This window comes from Streptomyces sp. NPDC050509 (assembly GCF_044457965.1).
Lineage (GTDB): Bacteria > Actinomycetota > Actinomycetes > Streptomycetales > Streptomycetaceae > Streptomyces.
The window spans coordinates 585,383-602,634 of the sequence record NZ_JBITHL010000001.1 but is presented as its reverse complement, the minus strand read 5'-3'; the positions used below and the strand labels follow the sequence as shown (position 1 = coordinate 602,634).

At 73.7% G+C, this 17,252-nt stretch carries 18 protein-coding genes; 13 read left to right on the top strand and 5 right to left on the bottom strand.

What is annotated here, in order from left to right:
- Nucleotides 1-58 precede the first annotated feature (58 nt).
- From ACIBJC_RS02195 to ACIBJC_RS02175, 5 genes are all read left to right on the top strand, one after another.
- The gene (locus ACIBJC_RS02195) at nucleotides 59-1,288 is read left to right on the top strand and encodes a DUF6777 domain-containing protein (RefSeq protein WP_399286494.1); all 1,230 of its coding nucleotides are present in this window, start codon (nucleotides 59-61) and stop codon (nucleotides 1,286-1,288) included.
- Between the two features lie 148 nt (nucleotides 1,289-1,436).
- Nucleotides 1,437-3,593, top strand: coding sequence for a SpoIIE family protein phosphatase (locus ACIBJC_RS02190; protein WP_399286491.1), 2,157 nt, complete (start codon nucleotides 1,437-1,439; stop codon nucleotides 3,591-3,593).
- Nucleotides 3,594-3,746: 153 nt separating this feature from the next.
- Entirely contained in the window at nucleotides 3,747-4,739 is a 993-nt protein-coding gene (locus ACIBJC_RS02185; protein WP_399286489.1) for an aldo/keto reductase, read from the top strand.
- Nucleotides 4,736-5,047: an L-rhamnose mutarotase gene (locus ACIBJC_RS02180; RefSeq protein WP_329826468.1), complete on the top strand. Its 312-nt coding sequence runs from the start codon at nucleotides 4,736-4,738 to the stop codon at nucleotides 5,045-5,047. The genes ACIBJC_RS02185 and ACIBJC_RS02180 overlap by 4 nt, the downstream gene beginning before the upstream one ends.
- A 5-nt stretch (nucleotides 5,048-5,052) precedes the next feature.
- Entirely contained in the window at nucleotides 5,053-5,904 is an 852-nt protein-coding gene (locus ACIBJC_RS02175; RefSeq protein ID WP_399288057.1) for an amidohydrolase family protein, read from the top strand.
- On the opposite strand, the gene ACIBJC_RS02170 is transcribed toward ACIBJC_RS02175, so the two are convergent.
- A complete protein-coding gene (locus ACIBJC_RS02170) occupies nucleotides 5,892-6,614 on the bottom strand; it encodes an alpha/beta fold hydrolase (protein ID WP_399286486.1) in 723 nt (240 codons plus the stop codon). The genes ACIBJC_RS02175 and ACIBJC_RS02170 overlap by 13 nt on opposite strands.
- Before the next feature lie 176 nt (nucleotides 6,615-6,790).
- Between ACIBJC_RS02170 and ACIBJC_RS02165 the strand changes: the two genes are divergently transcribed.
- Nucleotides 6,791-7,687 carry an Fpg/Nei family DNA glycosylase gene (locus tag ACIBJC_RS02165; protein WP_399286484.1) on the top strand — a complete coding sequence of 299 codons (897 nt, stop codon included), beginning with the start codon at nucleotides 6,791-6,793 and terminating at the stop codon, nucleotides 7,685-7,687.
- Nucleotides 7,688-7,764: 77 nt separating this feature from the next.
- On the opposite strand, the gene ACIBJC_RS02160 is transcribed toward ACIBJC_RS02165, so the two are convergent.
- Nucleotides 7,765-8,430, bottom strand: coding sequence for a zf-HC2 domain-containing protein (locus ACIBJC_RS02160; RefSeq protein WP_399286482.1), 666 nt, complete (start codon nucleotides 8,428-8,430; stop codon nucleotides 7,765-7,767).
- A gap of 101 nt (nucleotides 8,431-8,531) precedes the next feature.
- Here ACIBJC_RS02160 and ACIBJC_RS02155 point away from each other — a divergent pair, with 101 nt between their 5' ends.
- The 4 genes from ACIBJC_RS02155 (at nucleotide 8,532) to ACIBJC_RS02140 (ending at nucleotide 12,501) form a co-directional block, all read left to right on the top strand.
- The gene (locus ACIBJC_RS02155; RefSeq protein ID WP_399286479.1) at nucleotides 8,532-9,281 is read left to right on the top strand and encodes a LytR/AlgR family response regulator transcription factor; all 750 of its coding nucleotides are present in this window, start codon (nucleotides 8,532-8,534) and stop codon (nucleotides 9,279-9,281) included.
- A 118-nt stretch (nucleotides 9,282-9,399) separates the two neighbouring features.
- A complete protein-coding gene (locus ACIBJC_RS02150) occupies nucleotides 9,400-9,765 on the top strand; it encodes a hypothetical protein (RefSeq protein WP_399286476.1) in 366 nt (121 codons plus the stop codon).
- Nucleotides 9,762-11,261 carry a cation acetate symporter gene (locus ACIBJC_RS02145; RefSeq protein ID WP_399286473.1) on the top strand — a complete coding sequence of 500 codons (1,500 nt, stop codon included), beginning with the start codon at nucleotides 9,762-9,764 and terminating at the stop codon, nucleotides 11,259-11,261. The genes ACIBJC_RS02150 and ACIBJC_RS02145 overlap by 4 nt, the downstream gene beginning before the upstream one ends.
- 49 nt (nucleotides 11,262-11,310) lie before the next feature.
- Nucleotides 11,311-12,501, top strand: coding sequence for a sensor histidine kinase (locus tag ACIBJC_RS02140; RefSeq protein ID WP_399286470.1), 1,191 nt, complete (start codon nucleotides 11,311-11,313; stop codon nucleotides 12,499-12,501).
- 55 nt (nucleotides 12,502-12,556) lie between these two features.
- Here ACIBJC_RS02140 and ACIBJC_RS02135 read toward each other — a convergent pair whose 3' ends face one another.
- Nucleotides 12,557-13,117, bottom strand: a complete 561-nt coding sequence (locus ACIBJC_RS02135; protein WP_399286467.1) for a hypothetical protein — start codon at nucleotides 13,115-13,117, stop codon at nucleotides 12,557-12,559.
- Between the two features lie 142 nt (nucleotides 13,118-13,259).
- Here ACIBJC_RS02135 and ACIBJC_RS02130 point away from each other — a divergent pair, with 142 nt between their 5' ends.
- Entirely contained in the window at nucleotides 13,260-13,484 is a 225-nt protein-coding gene (locus ACIBJC_RS02130) for a zf-HC2 domain-containing protein (protein WP_399288054.1), read from the top strand.
- Here the strand turns inward: ACIBJC_RS02130 and ACIBJC_RS02125 are convergent.
- Complete coding sequence (locus ACIBJC_RS02125) at nucleotides 13,421-13,999, bottom strand: sigma-70 family RNA polymerase sigma factor (RefSeq protein WP_399286464.1); 579 nt, start codon at nucleotides 13,997-13,999, stop codon at nucleotides 13,421-13,423. The two genes, ACIBJC_RS02130 and ACIBJC_RS02125, sit on opposite strands and share 64 nt — an antisense overlap.
- Nucleotides 14,000-14,320: 321 nt before the next feature.
- On the opposite strand from ACIBJC_RS02125, the gene ACIBJC_RS02120 reads away from it, so the two are divergent.
- Complete coding sequence (locus tag ACIBJC_RS02120; protein ID WP_399286461.1) at nucleotides 14,321-15,505, top strand: CapA family protein; 1,185 nt, start codon at nucleotides 14,321-14,323, stop codon at nucleotides 15,503-15,505.
- Between the two features lie 51 nt (nucleotides 15,506-15,556).
- Here the strand turns inward: ACIBJC_RS02120 and ACIBJC_RS02115 are convergent, their stop codons facing one another.
- Complete coding sequence (locus tag ACIBJC_RS02115; RefSeq protein ID WP_399286459.1) at nucleotides 15,557-16,015, bottom strand: universal stress protein; 459 nt, start codon at nucleotides 16,013-16,015, stop codon at nucleotides 15,557-15,559.
- Nucleotides 16,016-16,285: 270 nt separating this feature from the next.
- On the opposite strand from ACIBJC_RS02115, the gene ACIBJC_RS02110 reads away from it, so the two are divergent.
- On the top strand, nucleotides 16,286-17,170 hold the full coding sequence (locus tag ACIBJC_RS02110) for a polysaccharide deacetylase family protein (RefSeq protein WP_399286456.1): 885 nt from the start codon (nucleotides 16,286-16,288) through the stop codon (nucleotides 17,168-17,170).
- The last annotated feature ends 82 nt before the right edge of the window (nucleotides 17,171-17,252 follow it).

Sequence of the window (17,252 nt, the reverse complement as noted above, 5' to 3'; positions counted from 1 at the left end):
GCGGGTGTATCCGGCAGACATAGGGGGTCATCCATGGAGGAAAAGGCAGGAGATTCTGGTGCGCTCACCCATCGGTCGACGGAGTGCCGCGCTCGTCGCGCTGTCCACAGGCGTTCTGATCACGGCGGGCTGCGGATGGGGCGGCGGCAGTGGCGGTGGCGGCGGGGAGGGCGCGCCGACCGGCAAGGACCTGCACTTCCAGCCCGTCGCGGCCTCCGGGCCCGACCCTTTCACCTCCTCGACCGCCGTGACCCTGCCCGCTCCCGTGGGGCCGGCGGAGCGCGACGCGCGGAGCTCCCCGAGCCCGGTGGCCCCACGGGGGCGGGAGGGCGCGCGGGGCGCGAGCGCGGACGTACGGAAGCCACGCGCCCTGCCCGGCTCCACCCCCGGCCTCTACGGCGGCTCCCCGTCGGCCAGTTGCGATGTGGAGCGGCAGGTCGCCCTGCTCGCCGGGGACCCGGCGAAGGCCCGCGCCTTCGCGCGGGGCGCGGCGCTCGGCCGGGCGCCCGTCCCCGACTTCCTGCGCGGGCTGACCCCCGTGGTGGTCCGGGCGGACGTCCGGGTCACCGCCCACGGCTACCGCGACGGCGCGGCCACCGCCTTCCAGTCCGTGCTCCAGGCGGGCACCGCCGTCATGGTGGACGAGTACGGCATGCCCAGGGTGCGCTGCGCGGGCGGCAGCCCCCTCGGCGCGCCGGTCGCCGCCCAGGGCTCCGTCACCTACCGGGGCAAGCCCTGGCGGGGTTACGAGGCCGACCGGGTCGTCGTCGTCAACCGCGCCGCGCGCCCCGTCGACGCCCTGGTCATCGTGGACCTGGTCGACCATGCCTGGGTCGAGCGGCGGATCGGTACCGACGGCGGCGAGGACCGGACCCCCGGGACGCCGCCGCCGTACGCCCCGGACGCCGACATCACCGACCCCGAGGCGGTGAAGGCGCCGGGAGCGGTCGCCCCCGACGCCGCCGGCCGCGCGGAGTCCGCGCCGCCCGGCGGCGTCGGCGCCTCACCGTCGGGCGCCCCGGCCGGGCGGGAGCGGCCCGCCGTACCGGAGCGGCCGCCGCTCCCCGTGGACGAGGCGGAGCCCCTGCCGGAGGCCGATGCCGGCCCCGGCGGCGGATCCGGCGGGGTGCCCGGTGACGACCTCGCCCCGCCCGTGGACGAGCTGTACCCGCCGGAGCCCGACGGGCAGCCGGAGCCTGACGGGCGGCCGGAGCCCGACGGGCGGCCGGACCCCGGTGGGCCGGTCCTGCCCGACGGGCCGGCCGCCGCCGACGCGTTTCCGGGCTGACCGGGCGCGTTCCCTGGCCGACCGGGCCGACCCGGGCCGACCTGGCCGGGCGGGTTCGCCGGGCTCGTCGGGCCGACCGGGCCCGCCGTACGTCCCGGGCGCACCGGGATCACTCGAAAAATCCGACAAATGATGACAGAGTGTCCACATGGTTGAACGGGCAGCGGGTCCCCTGTCGCTCCCCGACGACTGGCCCGCCCACGCCGACATCAGCCTGTCCCTCAACCGGATGGGCACTTTCGACTGGGATCTCGACAGCGGGCGGCTGCATCTCGACGCCCCGGCCCTGGACGTCTTCGACCTCTGCCCCGACGAGTACGACGGCCGCCCCGAGGGCCTGGCGCCCCGGGTTCCGCCCACCGAGTCCATCCGTCTTGACGAGCTGGTCTCCCAGGCGCTCCGGGACGGCAGCGAGGGGTACGGCGCGTACTTCCGCGTCCGGCGGCGGGACGGCGGCTTGCGCTGGACCCACGTCCAGGGCGTCATCCGCCGGGACGCCGCGGGGCGGCCCCACCGTGTGATCGGTCTCGTCCGCGACGCGGCCCAGGAGCTGGCCGACTCCGTCGCGCGCCATGAACTGGGCGCCCTGCGCCGGGTGGGCGCGGGCGTCGTCGAGGGCGTCACCGCCGCGCTCGCCCACGCGAGGACCGTCCAGGACGTCATCGACGTCCTCAAGCAGTCCCACGGGCTGGCCCACCTCGGCGCCAGCAGCCTGGTCATGGGACTGGTGGACGCGGGCCGTATCCATCTGGTCGCCGAGGGCCCCGAGGGCTCCTACGTACCGGGTACCCGGGTCACCCGTACCGACGAGGCGTACCCGATGAGCGAGGTGGTGCGCACGCTCGTGCCCCGCTTCATCGAATCCGCCCAGGAGTTCGCGGACAGCTACCCCATGCTCTGGCCCTCCATCAACGGCCTCGGCATCAACGCCGCCGCCTATCTGCCGCTGATCGCCCAGGCGCGGCCCATCGGGGCGCTCGGGCTGCTCTACCGCGACAGGATCGGCTTCAGCGCCGAGGACCGCAATCTGCTCGTCGCCCTCGGCAGCAGCATCGCGCAGAGCCTCCAGCGCGCCGTGCTCTTCGAGCAGGAGCACGACCTCGCGGAGGGGCTCCAGCAGGCGATGCTGCCGCGCCGGATCCCGGCGGTGCCGGGGGCCGAGATCGCCGTACGCTACCGCTCCGCGCGGCTCGGCCGGGACATCGGCGGCGACTGGTACGACGTGATCCCCCTCCCGGGCGGCCGGGTCGGGACGGTCATCGGGGACGTCCAGGGCCATGACACCCACGCCGCCGCCGTGATGGGACAGCTCAGGATCGTGCTGCGCGCGTACGCCGCCGAGGGGCACGAGCCCGCCACCGTGATGGCCCGCGCCTCGGTCTTCCTGCACGAACTGGACACCGACCGCTTCGCGACCTGCACCTACGCGGAGGCCGACCTGACGACCGGGGTCGTCCAGCTCGTCCGGGCCGGCCATGTCGATCCGCTCCTCAGGGACACCGACGGAACCTGCCGCAGACTGCCGCTGCCCGGCGGGATGCCGCTCGGGCTCTCCGCCGCCTTCGGTGGGCTCGACTACCCGGTCGAGACCGTCGAACTGGACCCGGGACAGACCCTGCTGCTCTACACCGACGGCCTCGTGGAGCAGCCGGGCGCCGATCTCGACGACGGGATGCAGATGCTGGCCACGCTGGTACGGGACGGGCCGCGCGATCTCCAGCACCTCGCCGACCGGCTCTGCGAGGTCGTGGACGCGCGCGGCGGCGAGGACGACGTCGCCGTCCTGCTGCTGCGCCGTGGCGGTACGCGTGCCCCGCGCTCCGGCGGCCGGCTCTACCAGCGGGTCGCGCGGGACGACGCCGAGGGGCTGGCCACCGCCCGCCACATGATCAGGGCGGCGGTCACCGCCTGGGGCGCCCGGGAGCGCTCCGACGCGATCGAACTGGCGGCCGACGAGCTGATCACCAACGCCCTGGTGCACACCGACGGCGGCGCGGCCGTCGTGGTCCGCGTACTGCCACGGGCGGAGCGCCCGGAGCCGGAGCAGCGGGAGCCGGGGTACCCGGGGGCGCCGGGCGCCGGGCCGCCGGAGCCGGAGCGGCCCGGGACGGGCCGGCGGCTGCGCGTGGAGGTCGAGGACGGTTCGAGCGCCCTGCCGCACCGCCGCGAGGCCGGGGAGTCCGGAGTCTCGGGGCGCGGACTGCTGCTCGTGGACGAGCTGGCGGACGACTGGGGTGTGGAGTCGCGCGGCAGCGGCAAGTGCGTGTGGTGCGAATTCGTCGTCCCGGACCGGCCCGGGCGCTGAAGCGCTTCCCCGCACTCGGCCGATAGATCGGACAGGTCGGCGGGGAAAAATCCCCGAAGGCTGCTTCAGGGGTGTTGACGTCCTCAGTCATCCGATGAATATTCGTCGTGATCGACGACGGACGGACGTCGGCACAGGGGAGGCGGCAGCGGTATGCGGCACACCACGCTCAGGACCGGCGGCACGGTCCGGGTGACCGGCCTGTCCTTCGGGGCGGCCGGGATCGGCAATCTCTACACCCCGGTCGACCCCGAGCAGGCGCGCGAGGCCGTCGACGCCGCCTGGGAGGTGGGCATCCGGTACTTCGACACCGCGCCCCACTACGGCCTCGGCCTCTCCGAACGGCGGCTCGGCGAGGCGCTGCGCGAGCGGCCCCGGAGCGCGTACACGCTCTCCACCAAGGTCGGCCGGATCCTCGAACCCGTGCAGGGCGCCGCCACCACCGTGCCCGACGACCTGGCCCACGGTTTCGCCGTACCGGCGACGCACCGCAGGGTGTGGGACTTCAGCGCCGACGGCGTACGCCGCTCCGTCGAGGAGAGCCTGACCCGGCTCGGCCTCGACCGGATCGACATCGTCTATCTGCACGACCCCGACGACCACGCCGAGGAAGCCTTCACCCAGGCGTACCCCGCGCTGGAGCGGCTGCGCGCCGAGGGGACCGTCGGCGCCATCGGCGCCGGGATGAACCAGACCGCGATGCTCACCCGCTTCCTGCGCGACACCGACACCGATGTCGTGCTGTGCGCCGGCCGCCTCACCCTGCTCGACGGGTCGGCGCTCACCGAACTGCTCCCCGAGGCCACGGCGCGCGGCAGGAGCGTCGTGGTCGGCGGGGTCTTCAACTCCGGGCTGCTCGCCGACCCGCGCCCCGGCGCGACGTACGACTACACCGCCGCGCCGCCCGCCCTGCTCGACCGGGCCCTGCGCATGGACGCCGTCACCCGGCGGTACGGCGTGCCGCTGCGCGCCGCCGCCCTCCATTACGCCCTGCGCCATCCGGCCGTCGCGAGCGTTTTGGTCGGCACCAGATCCGCCGCCGAGGTACGGGACGCCGCCGCACTGGCCGAACTGACCCTTCCCGACGACCTCTGGGCCGAACTGCGCGCCGAGGGACTGCTCACCGAGAACGGAGCCCCCGCATGAGAGTCGCCCTGCACACCAGGGTCCGCGCCGACCGGATCGAGGCGTACGAGGAGGCCCACCGCGAGGTGCCCGCCGAACTCACCGCAGCGATCCGTGCCGCGGGCGCCACCTCCTGGACGATCTGGCGCAGCGGCACCGACCTGTTCCACCTGCTGGAGTGCGCGGACTACGCGGCCCTGCTCGCCGCCCTGGACCGGCTCCCGGTCAACATCGCCTGGCAGGCGCGGATGGCTGAACTCCTCGATGTCGTCCACGACTACTCCGAAGGCGGCGCGGACGCCGGACTGCCCGTGGTGTGGGAGCTGTGACCCCGGTGACCCCCGCCCCCGTCGTCGACGCCCACCACCACGTCTGGGACCTGTCCGTACGACCTCAGGAGTGGATGACCGGCAGCCGGATGGACCCCATCCGCCGGAACTTCACCCTGGAGGAACTGGCCGTCGAGACACGGGCCGCCGGGGTGGGCGCCACCGTCCTCGTCCAGACCGTCGCCGTCGCCGAGGAGACCCCCGAGTTCCTGGCCCTCGCCGACGGCAGCGGTCTCGTCGCGGGCGTCGTCGGCTGGACCGACCTCACCGCGCCCGGCGTCGCCGACACCCTCGCCGAACTGCGCGCCCGCCCCGGCGGCCGGAAGCTCGTCTCCGTACGCCATCCGGTGGAGAGCGAGGCCGACCCGGCGTGGCTGCTCCGTCCCGACGTGCTGCGCGGGCTGGCCGCCGTCGCGGACGCCGGGCTCGCGTACGACCTGCTGGTGCGCCCGCATCAGCTTCCCGCCGCGACCCGGGCGGCCCGGTCCCTGCCGGGGCTCACCTTCGTCCTCGACCATCTCGCCAAACCGCCCGTCGCCGAGGGCCGCACCACCCCCTGGGCGGAGCGCTTCCGGGAGCTGGCCGCCCTGCCCAACACCGTCTGCAAGCTCTCCGGGATGGTCACGGAGGCGGACTGGGACTCCTGGACGGCCGAGGACCTGCGTCCGTACGCGGACATCGCGCTCGACGCCTTCGGGCCCGAGCGGCTGATGTTCGGCTCCGACTGGCCGGTGTGCCGGCTGGCCGCACCGTACGGCGACGTCCTCGACGCGGCGCGTACGGTCACCGACGGGCTCGGCGCGGCGGAGCGTGACGCCGTCTTCGGAGGCACCGCGCGCCGCGTCTACACCCTCTGAACCGGATCCGTCTCCTCTCCGGCGGCGGCCCGCGCGAAGGCGTCCCGCACCTCGTCGGGGAACCGGCCGAGCCCGAGCAGCCCGGTGACCGAACCGGTCGCCAGCGCGTGCCAGGTCCCGGACCTGCGCAGCATCGGGTGATCGCCGCCGGCCAGGAGCACGGCACACGCCTCGGCGCCCGCGTCCCTGGCGCGGGCGGCCAGCGCCACGCTCTCCCGGGGATCCGTCGTCCGGTCGCGGTCGCCGTGCAGCAGAACGATCCGGCGGCCCCCGAGATGGTCCGCCGGTTCGCCCGGCGGGCACCACGGGGCGAGCCCCACCACGCCGACGACCTGCTCGGCCGCGGCGGCGGCCAGTGCGGCGCGCCCGCCCATCGAATGCCCCACGAGCACCACGGGCACCGGTCCGACCAACTGCTCCAGCTCGTCCAGCGCCCGCCGGGCGTCCCGCGCGGCGTCGGCGCGCGCCCCGTTCCACCCCTGGTGGCGGTAGCGGACCCGGCCCACCACCACGTCGTACCCCTCGGTGGCACGGAGCACCGCGCGGGTGAACGGCCGCATGCGCACCCCCGGCGAATTGAGCCGGGTCGGCGGACGCTCGCTCTCCGAACGTCCGCCGTGCAGCATCAGGACGACGGCGCGGGGGCGCGCGGCGGTCCTGTCGAGGACAAGGGCGGGCCGGACGGCGGCTCGCCGGTCGCTTACGGGCACGTGGGCCTTCCTTCCTGCGGGTGCGGGAAACCCCGGTGAGGGCCGTCCCTTCCCGGACGATTCGGAGCCGCGGCGGCCCCGGACGCCTCCCGGCCCCCCGGTGTGCCGTGGATCACCCGTACACCGGGAGGAGAGCCCGCCGGGCGTTCCCCGGGCCCCTGCGGCACGCTGGAACCATGCCGGAAGTACCCGAAGTCGAAGCGCTGCGCACCTTTCTCGACGGCCACCTGGTCGGCAAGGAAATCGTCCGTGTCCTGCCGCTGACGGTCAATGTCCTCAAGACCTATGATCCGCCGCTCTCGGCGCTCGAAGGCACCACGGTCACCACCGTCGGCCGCCACGGCAAGTATCTCGACATCGTCACCGCAGGCGCAGGCGCAGGCGCAGACGGTACGGGGGACGGAGAACTCCATCTCGCCGTCCATCTGGCCCGTGCGGGCTGGCTGCGCTGGAAGGACTCGTTCTCCGGCGCCCCGCCGCGCCCCGGCAAGGGACCCCTCGCTTGGCGGACCGTCCTCGCCGAGGGCGACGGCTTCGACCTGACCGAGGCGGGCACCACCAAGCGCCTCGCCGTCCACCTCGTCCGCGACCCGGCGGACGTCCCCGGTATCGCCCGGCTCGGCCCCGATCCGCTCGCCGCCTCCTTCGACCGCGCCGCGTTCGCCCGGCTGCTCGCCGGAGAACGGCGCCAGATCAAGGGCGCCCTGCGCGACCAGCGGCTCCTCGCGGGCATCGGCAACGCCTACAGCGACGAGATCCTGCACGCCGCGCGGATGTCGCCGTTCAAACCGGTCAAGAACCTCTCCGAGGACGAGATCACCGAGCTGTACGAGGCGCTGCGCACCACCCTCGGCGACGCCGTCGAGCGCTCGCGCGGGGTGGCCGCGGGAGCGCTCAAGGCGGAGAAGAAGACCGGGCTGCGGGTGCACGGCCGTACCGGCGAGGCGTGCCCCGTCTGCGGGGACACCATCAGGGAGGTCTCCTTCAGCGACTCCTCGCTCCAGTACTGCCCCACCTGCCAGACGGGCGGCAAACCGCTCGCCGACCGCAGGATGTCCCGGCTGCTCAAATAGCCACATAGCCGGGACGGGTGCGTACGACGCTCACGGCAGCGGAAGCAGCGAAGTCAGCGGCGGTACGGTCGGGCCGGTCAGCCGCCGCCGATCCGTACCAGCGTGTGGCCGTCCACGGCCCGTACCTCGAAGTGGTCGATCTGGCCGGGCCGCATCGAGGCGCCCCCACGGGTGATCAGCCGCTCGCCGTCCTCCGTGCGGGACGCCCAGGTCGTCACCGTCTCCCAGGAGCCGTCCACGCCCACGGCGATCAGCGCGCAGACCCCGGTGACGGCGGGCCGCACCAGCTCCAGATCGATGTTCGTGCCCCAGTCGGTCTCCGTCGTCGTCACCATCGCCGCCGTCCCCGTCGTGTGGTCCGACGCCGTCCACTGCGTGCTCGCCGCGGGGCCCGCGACCGTCGTACGCGTCACCCCGAGGACGGTGAGCGGACCGCCCACCACCAGCGCCGCCGCCACGGCCACCAGCGCGAGCCGCCGCCTGCGGCTGCGGCGCCGCCCCTCCGCCGTACGCCCGAGCAGCCGCGCCAGCATCTCCGGGCCCGCGACGGCGACCGGCGCCATCCCCGCCGGGGTCTGGCGCGCGTAGAGGTCGAGCTGTGTCTTCACCCCGCCGAAGTCACTCAGCGACAGGGTGCACTGCGGGCACTCCATGAGGTGATCCTCGAAGCGAAAGGCGTCCGCGGCGTCGAGCACGCCCAGTGCATAGGCGCCGACATCGCGATGGAGGTCCAAGGTCCGCATGGTGTCTGGTACGCAGCCGGGCGCCGAATCACTCAAAGAAGCCGAATCACACAGAGAAGCCGTGTCCACCACCGACGACCAGGTCGTTACACTCCGGCGTCATGCTGCGTGTACTGGCTGTGGACGACGAAGAACCGGCCCTGGAGGAGCTTCTCTACCTGCTCAGGGCCGATCCGCGGATCCGGCGGGCCGAGGGCGCCACCAGCGCGACCGAGGCGCTGCGCGGAATCGGCGCGGCGCTCGACGCCGGGCCGGACGACTCCGCCGCCGTCGACGTCGTCTTCCTCGACATCCACATGGCCGGACTGAGCGGACTCGACGTCGCCCGGCTGCTCGCGGGGTTCGCCGAGCCCCCGCTGATCGTCTTCGTCACGGCCCACGAGGGCTTCGCCGTCCAGGCGTTCGACCTGAAGGCCGTCGACTACGTCCTCAAGCCCGTCCGCAGGGAGCGGCTGGCGGAGGCCGTCCGCCGGGTCGCCGAACTGGTGGGGGAGCGTACGCCGCACGCCGCCCCGGCCGCCGACCAGATAGCCGTCGAGCTGGGCGGGGTGATCCGCTTCGTCGCCGTCGACGACATCGCCTACGTGGAGGCGCAGGGCGACTACGCCCGGCTGCACACCGGCACCGGCAGCCATCTCGTGCGGATCCCCCTGACCACGCTGGAGGAACGCTGGCGGGCGCGCGGGTTCGTACGGATCCACCGCCGCCATCTCGTCGCGCTGGCCAGGATCGACGAGATGCGGCTGGACGCGGGCGCGATGAGCGTGCGTGTCGGCGACGCGGAGCTGGCTGTCAGCCGTCGGCACGCCCGTGCGCTGAGGGATCTGCTGATGCGGCAGACCAGTCGCTGACCAGGGCCTTCCCCTCGGATCGCCGGGCTGCGTACACTCCGGGCGCGAGCCGCTGCCCGACCGGGGCGCGGTACGGAGGGCACGGCGGTACGACGGGTACGGCGGGGGAGGGGGCACCATGGCGGGGGACCCCGCGGCGCCGCGCCGCGAGATCGTCACCGGGGAGCCCCGGCGGGTACGGCCCCTGCCGCGCTACCGCGCCCAGGCGGAGATAGCCGAGCAGACCGCGCTCGGCGACGCGTACGTACGCTCCCTGATGCGCAGTCAACTGCGCGCCGGACTCACCGCGTTCGCCGTCCTCGCCCTCGTCGCGGGCACCCTGCCCCTCGCCTTCGCCACGCTGCGCGACGCCACCGTCGTGTGGGCCGTGCTGGGCTTCGCCGCCTATCCGCTGCTCACCCTGCTCGCCTGGTGGTACGTACGGCGCGCCGAGCGCAACGAACGTGACTTCGCCCGGCTGGTGAAGGGCCGGCCCGTTCCGTGAGCCAGAGCCATCCGGCGGTGGCGATCGCCGTCGTCGTCCTCGCCACCGTCCTCGTCGGCGGTTTCGGGCTGCGGATCTCCCGTACCACCTCCGACTTCTACGTCGCCTCCCGCACCGTCGGGCCGGCCCTCAACGCCGCCGCGATCAGCGGCGAATACCTCTCCGCCGCCTCCTTCCTCGGGGTCGCGGGACTGGTGCTGCTGCACGGCCCCGACATGCTCTGGTACCCGGTCGGCTACACCGCCGGCTATCTCGTGCTGCTCGTCTTCGTCGCCGCCCCGCTGCGCCGGTCGGGCGCGTACACCCTGCCCGACTTCGCGGAGGGGCGGCTGGAGTCCCGGGCGGTGCGGCGGCTGGTGAGCGTCTTCGTGGTCGGCGCCGGATGGCTCTATCTCGTACCCCAACTCCAGGGCGCCGGGCTGACGTTGAAGATCCTCACCGGCGCGCCCGACTGGTTCGGCGGGGTGCTGGTCTCCCTTGTCGTGGTGGTGGCCGTCGCGGCGGGCGGGATGCGCAGCATCACCTTCGTGCAGGCGTTCCAGTACTGGCTCAAGCTCACCGCGCTGCTCGTGCCCGCGATCTTCCTGCTGCTGGCCTGGCAGGGCGACGGCCGGCCGCCCGTGGACCTCGATCTGACGGCCGCCGTCGCCGGACGCGCCGACCATCCCCTCTACGCGACCTACGGGCTGATCGTGGCGACCTTCCTCGGCACGATGGGACTGCCCCATGTCGTCGTCCGCTTCTACACCAGCCCCAACGGGCGGGCCGCCCGCCGCACCACCGTGTTCGTCCTGGCGCTGATCGGCACGTTCTACCTCCTGCCGCCGATCTACGGCGCGCTGGGCCGGCTGTACGTGCCCGAACTCCCGCACGGCGCGTACGCCGACGCCGCCGTCCTGCTGCTGCCGGAGCGCGCGATCGGCGGGCTCGGCGGGGATCTGCTGGGCGCGCTCGTCGCGGGCGGGGCGTTCGCGGCGTTCCTGTCGACCGCCTCGGGGCTGACGACAGCCGTCGCGGGGGTGCTCACCCAGGACGTCCTGCCCTCGCGTGGCGTACGGGACTTCCGGCTGGCGACCCCGCTCGCCATGGCCGTCCCGCTCGGCGGCTCCCTGCTGGTCAGCGGGATCCCCGTGGCGGACTCGGTCGGGATGGCCTTCGCGGTCTCCGCGTCGTCGTTCTGTCCGCTGCTCGTGCTCGGGATCTGGTGGCGGCGGCTCACCCCGCCCGGCGCGATCGCCGGGCTGCTGCTCGGCGGCGGTCTCTCGTTCGCGGCCACCGTGATCACGGTGAGCGGTACGGTACGGTCCGGCTGGCCGCACGCGCTGCTGGCCTGGCCCGCCGTGTGGTCCGTACCGGTCGGCTTCCTCGCGATGATCCTGGTGTCCCTGGCCACCCGGAGCCGGATACCGCCCGGCACCAACGCCGCCATGACACGCTTCCACCTCCCGGAGACGCTGATGCCGGGCGGCCGGGACAGTACGGGAGGCACGCGATGAGCGGAGCCGCCGGGAGGCAGGTCATGAGCGGAGCCGCGGGGGGCGTGCGATGAGCGGAGCCGCCCTCGCCGTGCTGATCGTGCTCGGCCCGCTGCTCCTCGCGGGCGGCTTCGTCCTCGGCCGCCGCACCGCGCGCCCCGAGCGGACCAGCGACGTCGGCACCCCCGTCGAGCACGCCACCTTCGAGACCCTGCACACCGCGTCGCTCGCCGCGCCTCCGCTCCGGGCCGGCCTCACCGAGGAGAGCGCCCGCAAGGCCGCCCACCGGCTGCGCTCCCTGCTCGGCACGGACGCGCTCTGCCTCACCGACGGCGAGCGGGTCCTCGCCTGGGACGGGCTCGGCGGACACCACGCAGAGCGGGCGATGGAGCGGGCCGGGGAGCTGCTCGCCAGCGGGCGCGGCACGGCCTTCAGCGACGGCTGCGACGATCTCGACTGCCCGCTGCGCTGGGGCGTGGCCGCCCCCCTGACCGTCGACAACCGGGTGCTCGGCACCCTGATCGCCTACGCGCCGCGCGAGTCCGCGGTGCTCGCCCGCGCGGCCGGCGAGGTGGCCCGCTGGGTCTCCGTGCAGCTCGAACTCGCCGAACTGGACCGCTCCCGCACCCGGTTGATCGAGGCGGAGATCAAGGCGCTGCGGGCGCAGATCTCCCCGCACTTCATCTTCAACTCGCTCGCCGCCATCGCCTCGTTCGTCCGCACCGACCCGGAACGGGCCCGTGAACTGCTGCTGGAGTTCGCGGACTTCACCCGCTACTCGTTCCGCAGGCGCGGCGAGTTCACCACCCTCGCCGACGAGCTCCACTCCATCGACCAGTATCTGGCCCTCGTCCGGGCCCGGTTCGGCGAACGGCTCTCGGTCACCCTGCAGATCGCCCCCGAAGTGCTGCCCGTGGCACTGCCGTTCCTCTGTCTCCAGCCGCTCGTCGAGAACGCCGTCAAGCACGGACTCGAAGGCGCCGTCACCACGAGCCGGATCACCATCAGCGCGCTCGACGCGGGCGCCGAGGCGGAGGTGGTGATCGAGGACGACGGGGTCGGCATGGAGCCGGACCGGCTGCGCCGGATCCTGCGCGGCGAGGGCGACGCCTCCACCGGCATCGGGCTGCTCAACGTGGACGAGCGGCTGCGCCAGGTCTACGGCGACGCGTACGGCCTGGTCATCGAGACCGGGGTCGGCGCGGGTACGAAGATCACGGTACGGGTGCCCAAGTACCGCGCGGGGGTGCACGGCACCTGACCGGCGGCCGGTCCGTACCGCGGGCACAGGGCGGCGGGGCTGGGCGCCGGGACAGTCAGAAGAGATGGATCGCGAGATGGCCCAGCGGCAGCCCGAGCTGCCAGGCCGGGGTCCACACCCGCGGTCCCTGTTCCTCTCCCGGGAACTCGCCCGTGCACTCCGGGGCAGGTTCCGCCGCGTAACCACCCGGGCGGAGCGCGCTCCCGCGCGGTGGCGCCACCGCGTCGAGGTCCGGCGCCAGCAGCTCCGTCTCCTCCAGCCAGCGCCAGGCGTCACCGGCCAGTGCCAGATCGGGGTCGCGGACCTCCGAGGCCGACTCGAAGTCGGCCGCCTCCAACAGGTCCAGGCGTCCGCACACCCAGTCCCGCCAGGACGTCCCGTACGCCGTCAGTGAGCGCCACTCCTCCATTCTGGCCACGACACGCGGGCCGCCCACCGAGCCGTCCGAGAGGAAAATGGTCAGGGCGAGCGCGTCCCGGCCCGCCCGGTACTCCAGTGTCGTCGGCGGCATCAGATCCCCGGTGCGCAGCAGCTCGTCGGCGATGTACTCGGCGTACATCCAAGCCATGGGCACCAGAAGGCCGCCGCCGGCCCCTTCGGTACATTCCGGACGCATTGCTCTTCCGCCTTCCTTTCCTCCCCCGAAGCCTGCTGAGACCGACCACCAATTGCCGGTCGGTCTTAAGGGAGCATTGAACCGGCGGAGACCGCCCCGCGTGGCCAGAAGAGCAGGATCCGGTGGCGGACGGGAGCGGATTGTGACGGGTGAGGCCGAGAGTGACGCGCCCGGCGATGGAGCGGACGATTCCGGTCCGCATGTGCGGTCGCTTCTCGGCGCCTACGTGCTGGAGGCGCTGGAGCCGGCGGAGGACCGGCGGGTCGCGGACCACCTCGCGGGGTGCGACGCGTGCGGCGCCGCCTATCTGGAGGTGGCCGACGCGCCGTCGCTGCTCGCGCTGCTGGACGAGGGCGACCTGCTGTAGCCGGGCAGCTCGCGGGAGAGCGCCCGCAGGGCGTAGTACGAGCGGGACTTGACCGTGCCGGGCGGGATGCCCAGCGCCCGCGCCGCCTCGTTCACGCTCAGTCCGCGGAAGTAGATCTGGGCCAGCACCGCGCGGTGCTCACGGCTCAGCGCCCGCACCGCCTGGCGTACGTCGAGCGCCGCGACCGTGCTCTCCGTACGGTCCTCGGGGTCGGCCGTGGCGGCGAGGATCCCGTCACTGACCTCCGGGGGGCGCGCGAGGCGTGAGCGGCGCGCGTCGATCGCCAGCCTGCGGGCGACGGTGAAGAGCCAGGGCCGCATCGACTCGAAGGGTCCCTCGAACGCCTCGGGGTGGAGCCAGGCCCGTACCAGGGTCTCCTGGAGCAGATCCTCGGCCCGCTGCCGGTCGCCGTAGGTGAGCCCCAGCAGGAAGTTCAGCAGGGCGGGTCCGTGGTCGCGCTGAAGCTCCGTCAGCGCCCGCTCGTCGGTCGTCTCCGTGGCCGTGGCGGTGGTCATGGTGAACGCCCTTTCCCGTCGGGGTCGCTGTCCTGCGGTGTGCGCTGCCGCCTGCCGTATACGAACCCATGGCGGCGCCGAGGGACAGGGAGCGCACCGAGATCTGCGACGAGCGGTCGCTCACTGCGGCGAGTGGTGCGGTGAACGGTCGGGCGGTGGCGTTCGGCCCCATTCGGGCGTGCTGTCGGCTTGGCTCCTTGACATGCATTTATATGACTATATGGATTCATTGGGTTGGTATTCCGCCATCTCGTCCCGCTGCCTCGTCCCGCTACCTCGTCCGTCGTTTCGTCCGTCATCACGGAAACCGGAGCCCACCCGATGACCCAGCGCATGCGACAGGGAGCCGTGGCCACCGCCCTGCTCCTCGGCGCCCTGCTCCTCGGCACCACGGCGGCCTGTGCCGGCCCCGGACAGCCGCCCGCCCCGCACGGACCACCGGCACACGGCCCCGCCGCGCAGCGCGGCTTCACGCTCGTGGCCTCCGGCGACGTCCTGCCGCACGACTCCGTCATCGCGTGGGGCAACGAGGCCGCCGACGGTGACGGTTACGACTTCCGGCCCATGCTCGCGGGGGTGAAACCGGTCGTGTCCGGGGCCGATCTGGCGATCTGCCACATGGAGACCGTGTACGGCGAGGAGGAAGGGCCGTTCTCCGGCTACCCGGCCTTCGTCTCCCCGCCCCAGATCGCCGCGGGCCTGCGCGCGACCGGCTACGACTCCTGCTCCACCGCCTCGAACCACGCCCTGGACGACGGCGCCGACGGTGTACGCCGCACCCTCGGCGCCTTCGACAAGGCGGGGGTGAAGCACACGGGCTCGGCGCGCTCCGCGGCCGAGGCCGGCCGCCCCGCCCTGCTGACCGCGGGCGGCGCCCGGGTCGCGCAGCTCGCGTACACCTACGGCATCAACGACCAGCCGCTCCCCGACGGGCAGCCCTGGGCCGTCAACCTCATCGACGAGCGCCGGATCGTCGCCGACGCGCGCGCCGCCCGCACAGCCGGCGCCGATGTCGTCGTGGTCAGCCTGCACTGGGGCACCGAATGGCAGACCGCTCCGGACGACGATCAGCTCGTCCTCGGCCGGAAGCTCACCGCGTCCCGCACCGGGGGCCGTCCCGACATCGACCTGATCCTGGGCACCCACGCCCATGTCCCGCAGGCGTACGAGAAGGTCAACGGGACGTGGATCATCTACGGGATGGGCGACCAGATCGCCGGCACGATGGCCAACGACGACGGCGACCAGGACGGACGCGGCAACCAGGGCTCGATCGGCCGCTTCACCTTCGCGCCGCCCGCCGCGCCGGGGCAGCGCTGGCGCGTCGAGAAGGCCGAGTTCGTCCCGCAGCTCATGGACCTCACGTCCGGCCGCGTCGTCAGCCTGCCGCGCGCCCTGCGCGACGAGCCCGACCGCGACGACTACCAGGAGGCCAGGTCGTCCATCAGCTCGGCGGTGCTGAGCCGCGGCGCCGCCGCCGACGGACTGACCGAGGGCGCCGGCTGACGGGAGCGGGGCGGTGGACGCGCCCCCGTGGCAGGGCCCCTACGCAGGCCCCTACGGAACGACGGTCACCGGCCAGCGGCCCGCCTTGACCAGCCGTACCGCCACCGAACCGACGAACCGGTGCCCCGCCGACTCCGACGCGCCGACCACCACCGCGTCCGCCGTCAGCTCCTCGGCCGCCGTGACCAGGCCGTTGTACGGATCGCCGTGGAAGGTGTGGAACTCCCAGCGGACGTTCCAGGTGTCCTTGACCCGCTCCAGCGACCCGCGGATCTCGGCCACCAGACCCTCGGCGATCTCCCCGGTCGCCTCCGCGACCGGGGCCCCCAGGGCGGCGCCCGCCGCCAGCACGGGCTGTACGTAGACGATCGCCAGCAGCGCGTTCTGCCGCCGGGCGAGACCACTGGCGTACGCGGCGGCACGGAACGAGGACTGGGAACCGTCCATACCGACGACGATCACCTTCGGGCCGTCGGTCCCGCGTTCGAATTTGGTTGGCTGCTGAGTCACGGCACGCAGGTTATCCGCTCCCGACGGGCGGCCCGGCGCCGGGCCGCCCGTCGGCGCTGGAGTACGCGACGCCGCCCACCGGCGGGCCCGGCACCGGTGCTGACCGGCGCGTCATGGTCCTCACCGGGCCGACCCTGCCGTGAGACACTGCCGGTCCCGCTGGCGCGCGGGGGCCGAGTCGCGCTCGCTCCCTCATCCCATCGGGTGCTTTCCCCGGGATAACCAGTGTTGGTGAACGGCGCGGAGCATCCGCCGTACGAACCATTGGTCATGAAAAAGGATCAGATGATTCTGGGGCGCCGTGGTGTGCTGCGGCTCGCCGCCTGTCTCGGCGTCGCGGTCACCGCCCGGCTGCTGACCGCGGGCGAGGCCGGGACACCGGGCCGCCCCGCGGGGCCGCCCCCCGCGGCGGGGCCGGACGTGCCGGTGCCGGTGCCGGACATGCCCCCACAGGGCGCCGCGGGGCCGCCGGCCGGCGTCGGGCTGCGGCCCTCCGCGTACCGGCTCCAGCCCATGACCGAAGGGGCGCCGAGCGGCCTCGGCAGACCCCTGCCCCCGGTACGCCGCAAGCCCTTCCTCGAACTGCCCGAACTGGGCCACACCATGGTGCTCACCTTCGACGACGGACCCGACCCCGCGTACACGCCCGGCATCCTGCGCACCCTGCGCGACCACGACGTCCGCGCGATGTTCTTCGTCTGCGGCGAGATGGTCGACGTCCACCGCGACCTGCTGCGGGAGATCGCCGACGACGGCCATGTCATCGGCAACCACTCCTGGTCGCATCCGCAGATGACCAAGCTCACCCGCTCCGGGATCCGCGGTGAGCTGGAACGGACCAGCGAGGTGGTCGAGGAGACCGTCGGGGCCGCGCCGCTCTGGTACCGCGCGCCGTACGGCGCCTGGAACCGGCACTCCTTCGAGCTCGGCGCGGAAATGGGCATGGAACCCCTCGCCTGGACCGTCGACTCCCTCGACTGGACCACGCCCGGCACCCGGACCATCGTCCGCAGGGTGCTGGACGGCGCGGGACCGGGCGTCGTCATCCTCTCGCACGACGCGGGCGGCGACCGCTCGCAGAGCGTGACGGCGCTGCGCCGGTATCTGCCCCGGCTGCTGGACGAGGGCTACCGCATCGCGGTGCCGCACCGCTGAATCGCGGGGGCGGGGGACGGGGGGTGTGTACGGGGGTGCGTGGGTACGGGGCCGGTCCCGCCGCGGGACCGGCCCCGTACCG

Excerpts from the sequence above, each read along its gene's own strand:
- ACIBJC_RS02190 (WP_399286491.1), top strand. The coding sequence starts at position 1,437 with ATGGTTGAACGGGCAGCGGGTCCCCTGTCGCTCCCCGACGACTGGCCC.
- ACIBJC_RS02135 (WP_399286467.1), bottom strand. The coding sequence starts at position 13,117 with ATGCGTCCGGAATGTACCGAAGGGGCCGGCGGCGGCCTTCTGGTGCCC.
- ACIBJC_RS02150 (WP_399286476.1), top strand. The coding sequence starts at position 9,400 with ATGGCGGGGGACCCCGCGGCGCCGCGCCGCGAGATCGTCACCGGGGAG.
- ACIBJC_RS02160 (WP_399286482.1), bottom strand. The coding sequence starts at position 8,430 with ATGCGGACCTTGGACCTCCATCGCGATGTCGGCGCCTATGCACTGGGC.
- ACIBJC_RS02125 (WP_399286464.1), bottom strand. The coding sequence starts at position 13,999 with ATGACCACCGCCACGGCCACGGAGACGACCGACGAGCGGGCGCTGACG.
- ACIBJC_RS02110 (WP_399286456.1), top strand. The coding sequence starts at position 16,286 with ATGAAAAAGGATCAGATGATTCTGGGGCGCCGTGGTGTGCTGCGGCTC.
- ACIBJC_RS02180 (WP_329826468.1), top strand. The coding sequence starts at position 4,736 with ATGAGAGTCGCCCTGCACACCAGGGTCCGCGCCGACCGGATCGAGGCG.
- ACIBJC_RS02165 (WP_399286484.1), top strand. The coding sequence starts at position 6,791 with ATGCCGGAAGTACCCGAAGTCGAAGCGCTGCGCACCTTTCTCGACGGC.
- ACIBJC_RS02155 (WP_399286479.1), top strand. The coding sequence starts at position 8,532 with ATGCTGCGTGTACTGGCTGTGGACGACGAAGAACCGGCCCTGGAGGAG.
- ACIBJC_RS02120 (WP_399286461.1), top strand. The coding sequence starts at position 14,321 with ATGACCCAGCGCATGCGACAGGGAGCCGTGGCCACCGCCCTGCTCCTC.
- ACIBJC_RS02185 (WP_399286489.1), top strand. The coding sequence starts at position 3,747 with ATGCGGCACACCACGCTCAGGACCGGCGGCACGGTCCGGGTGACCGGC.
- ACIBJC_RS02140 (WP_399286470.1), top strand. The coding sequence starts at position 11,311 with ATGAGCGGAGCCGCCCTCGCCGTGCTGATCGTGCTCGGCCCGCTGCTC.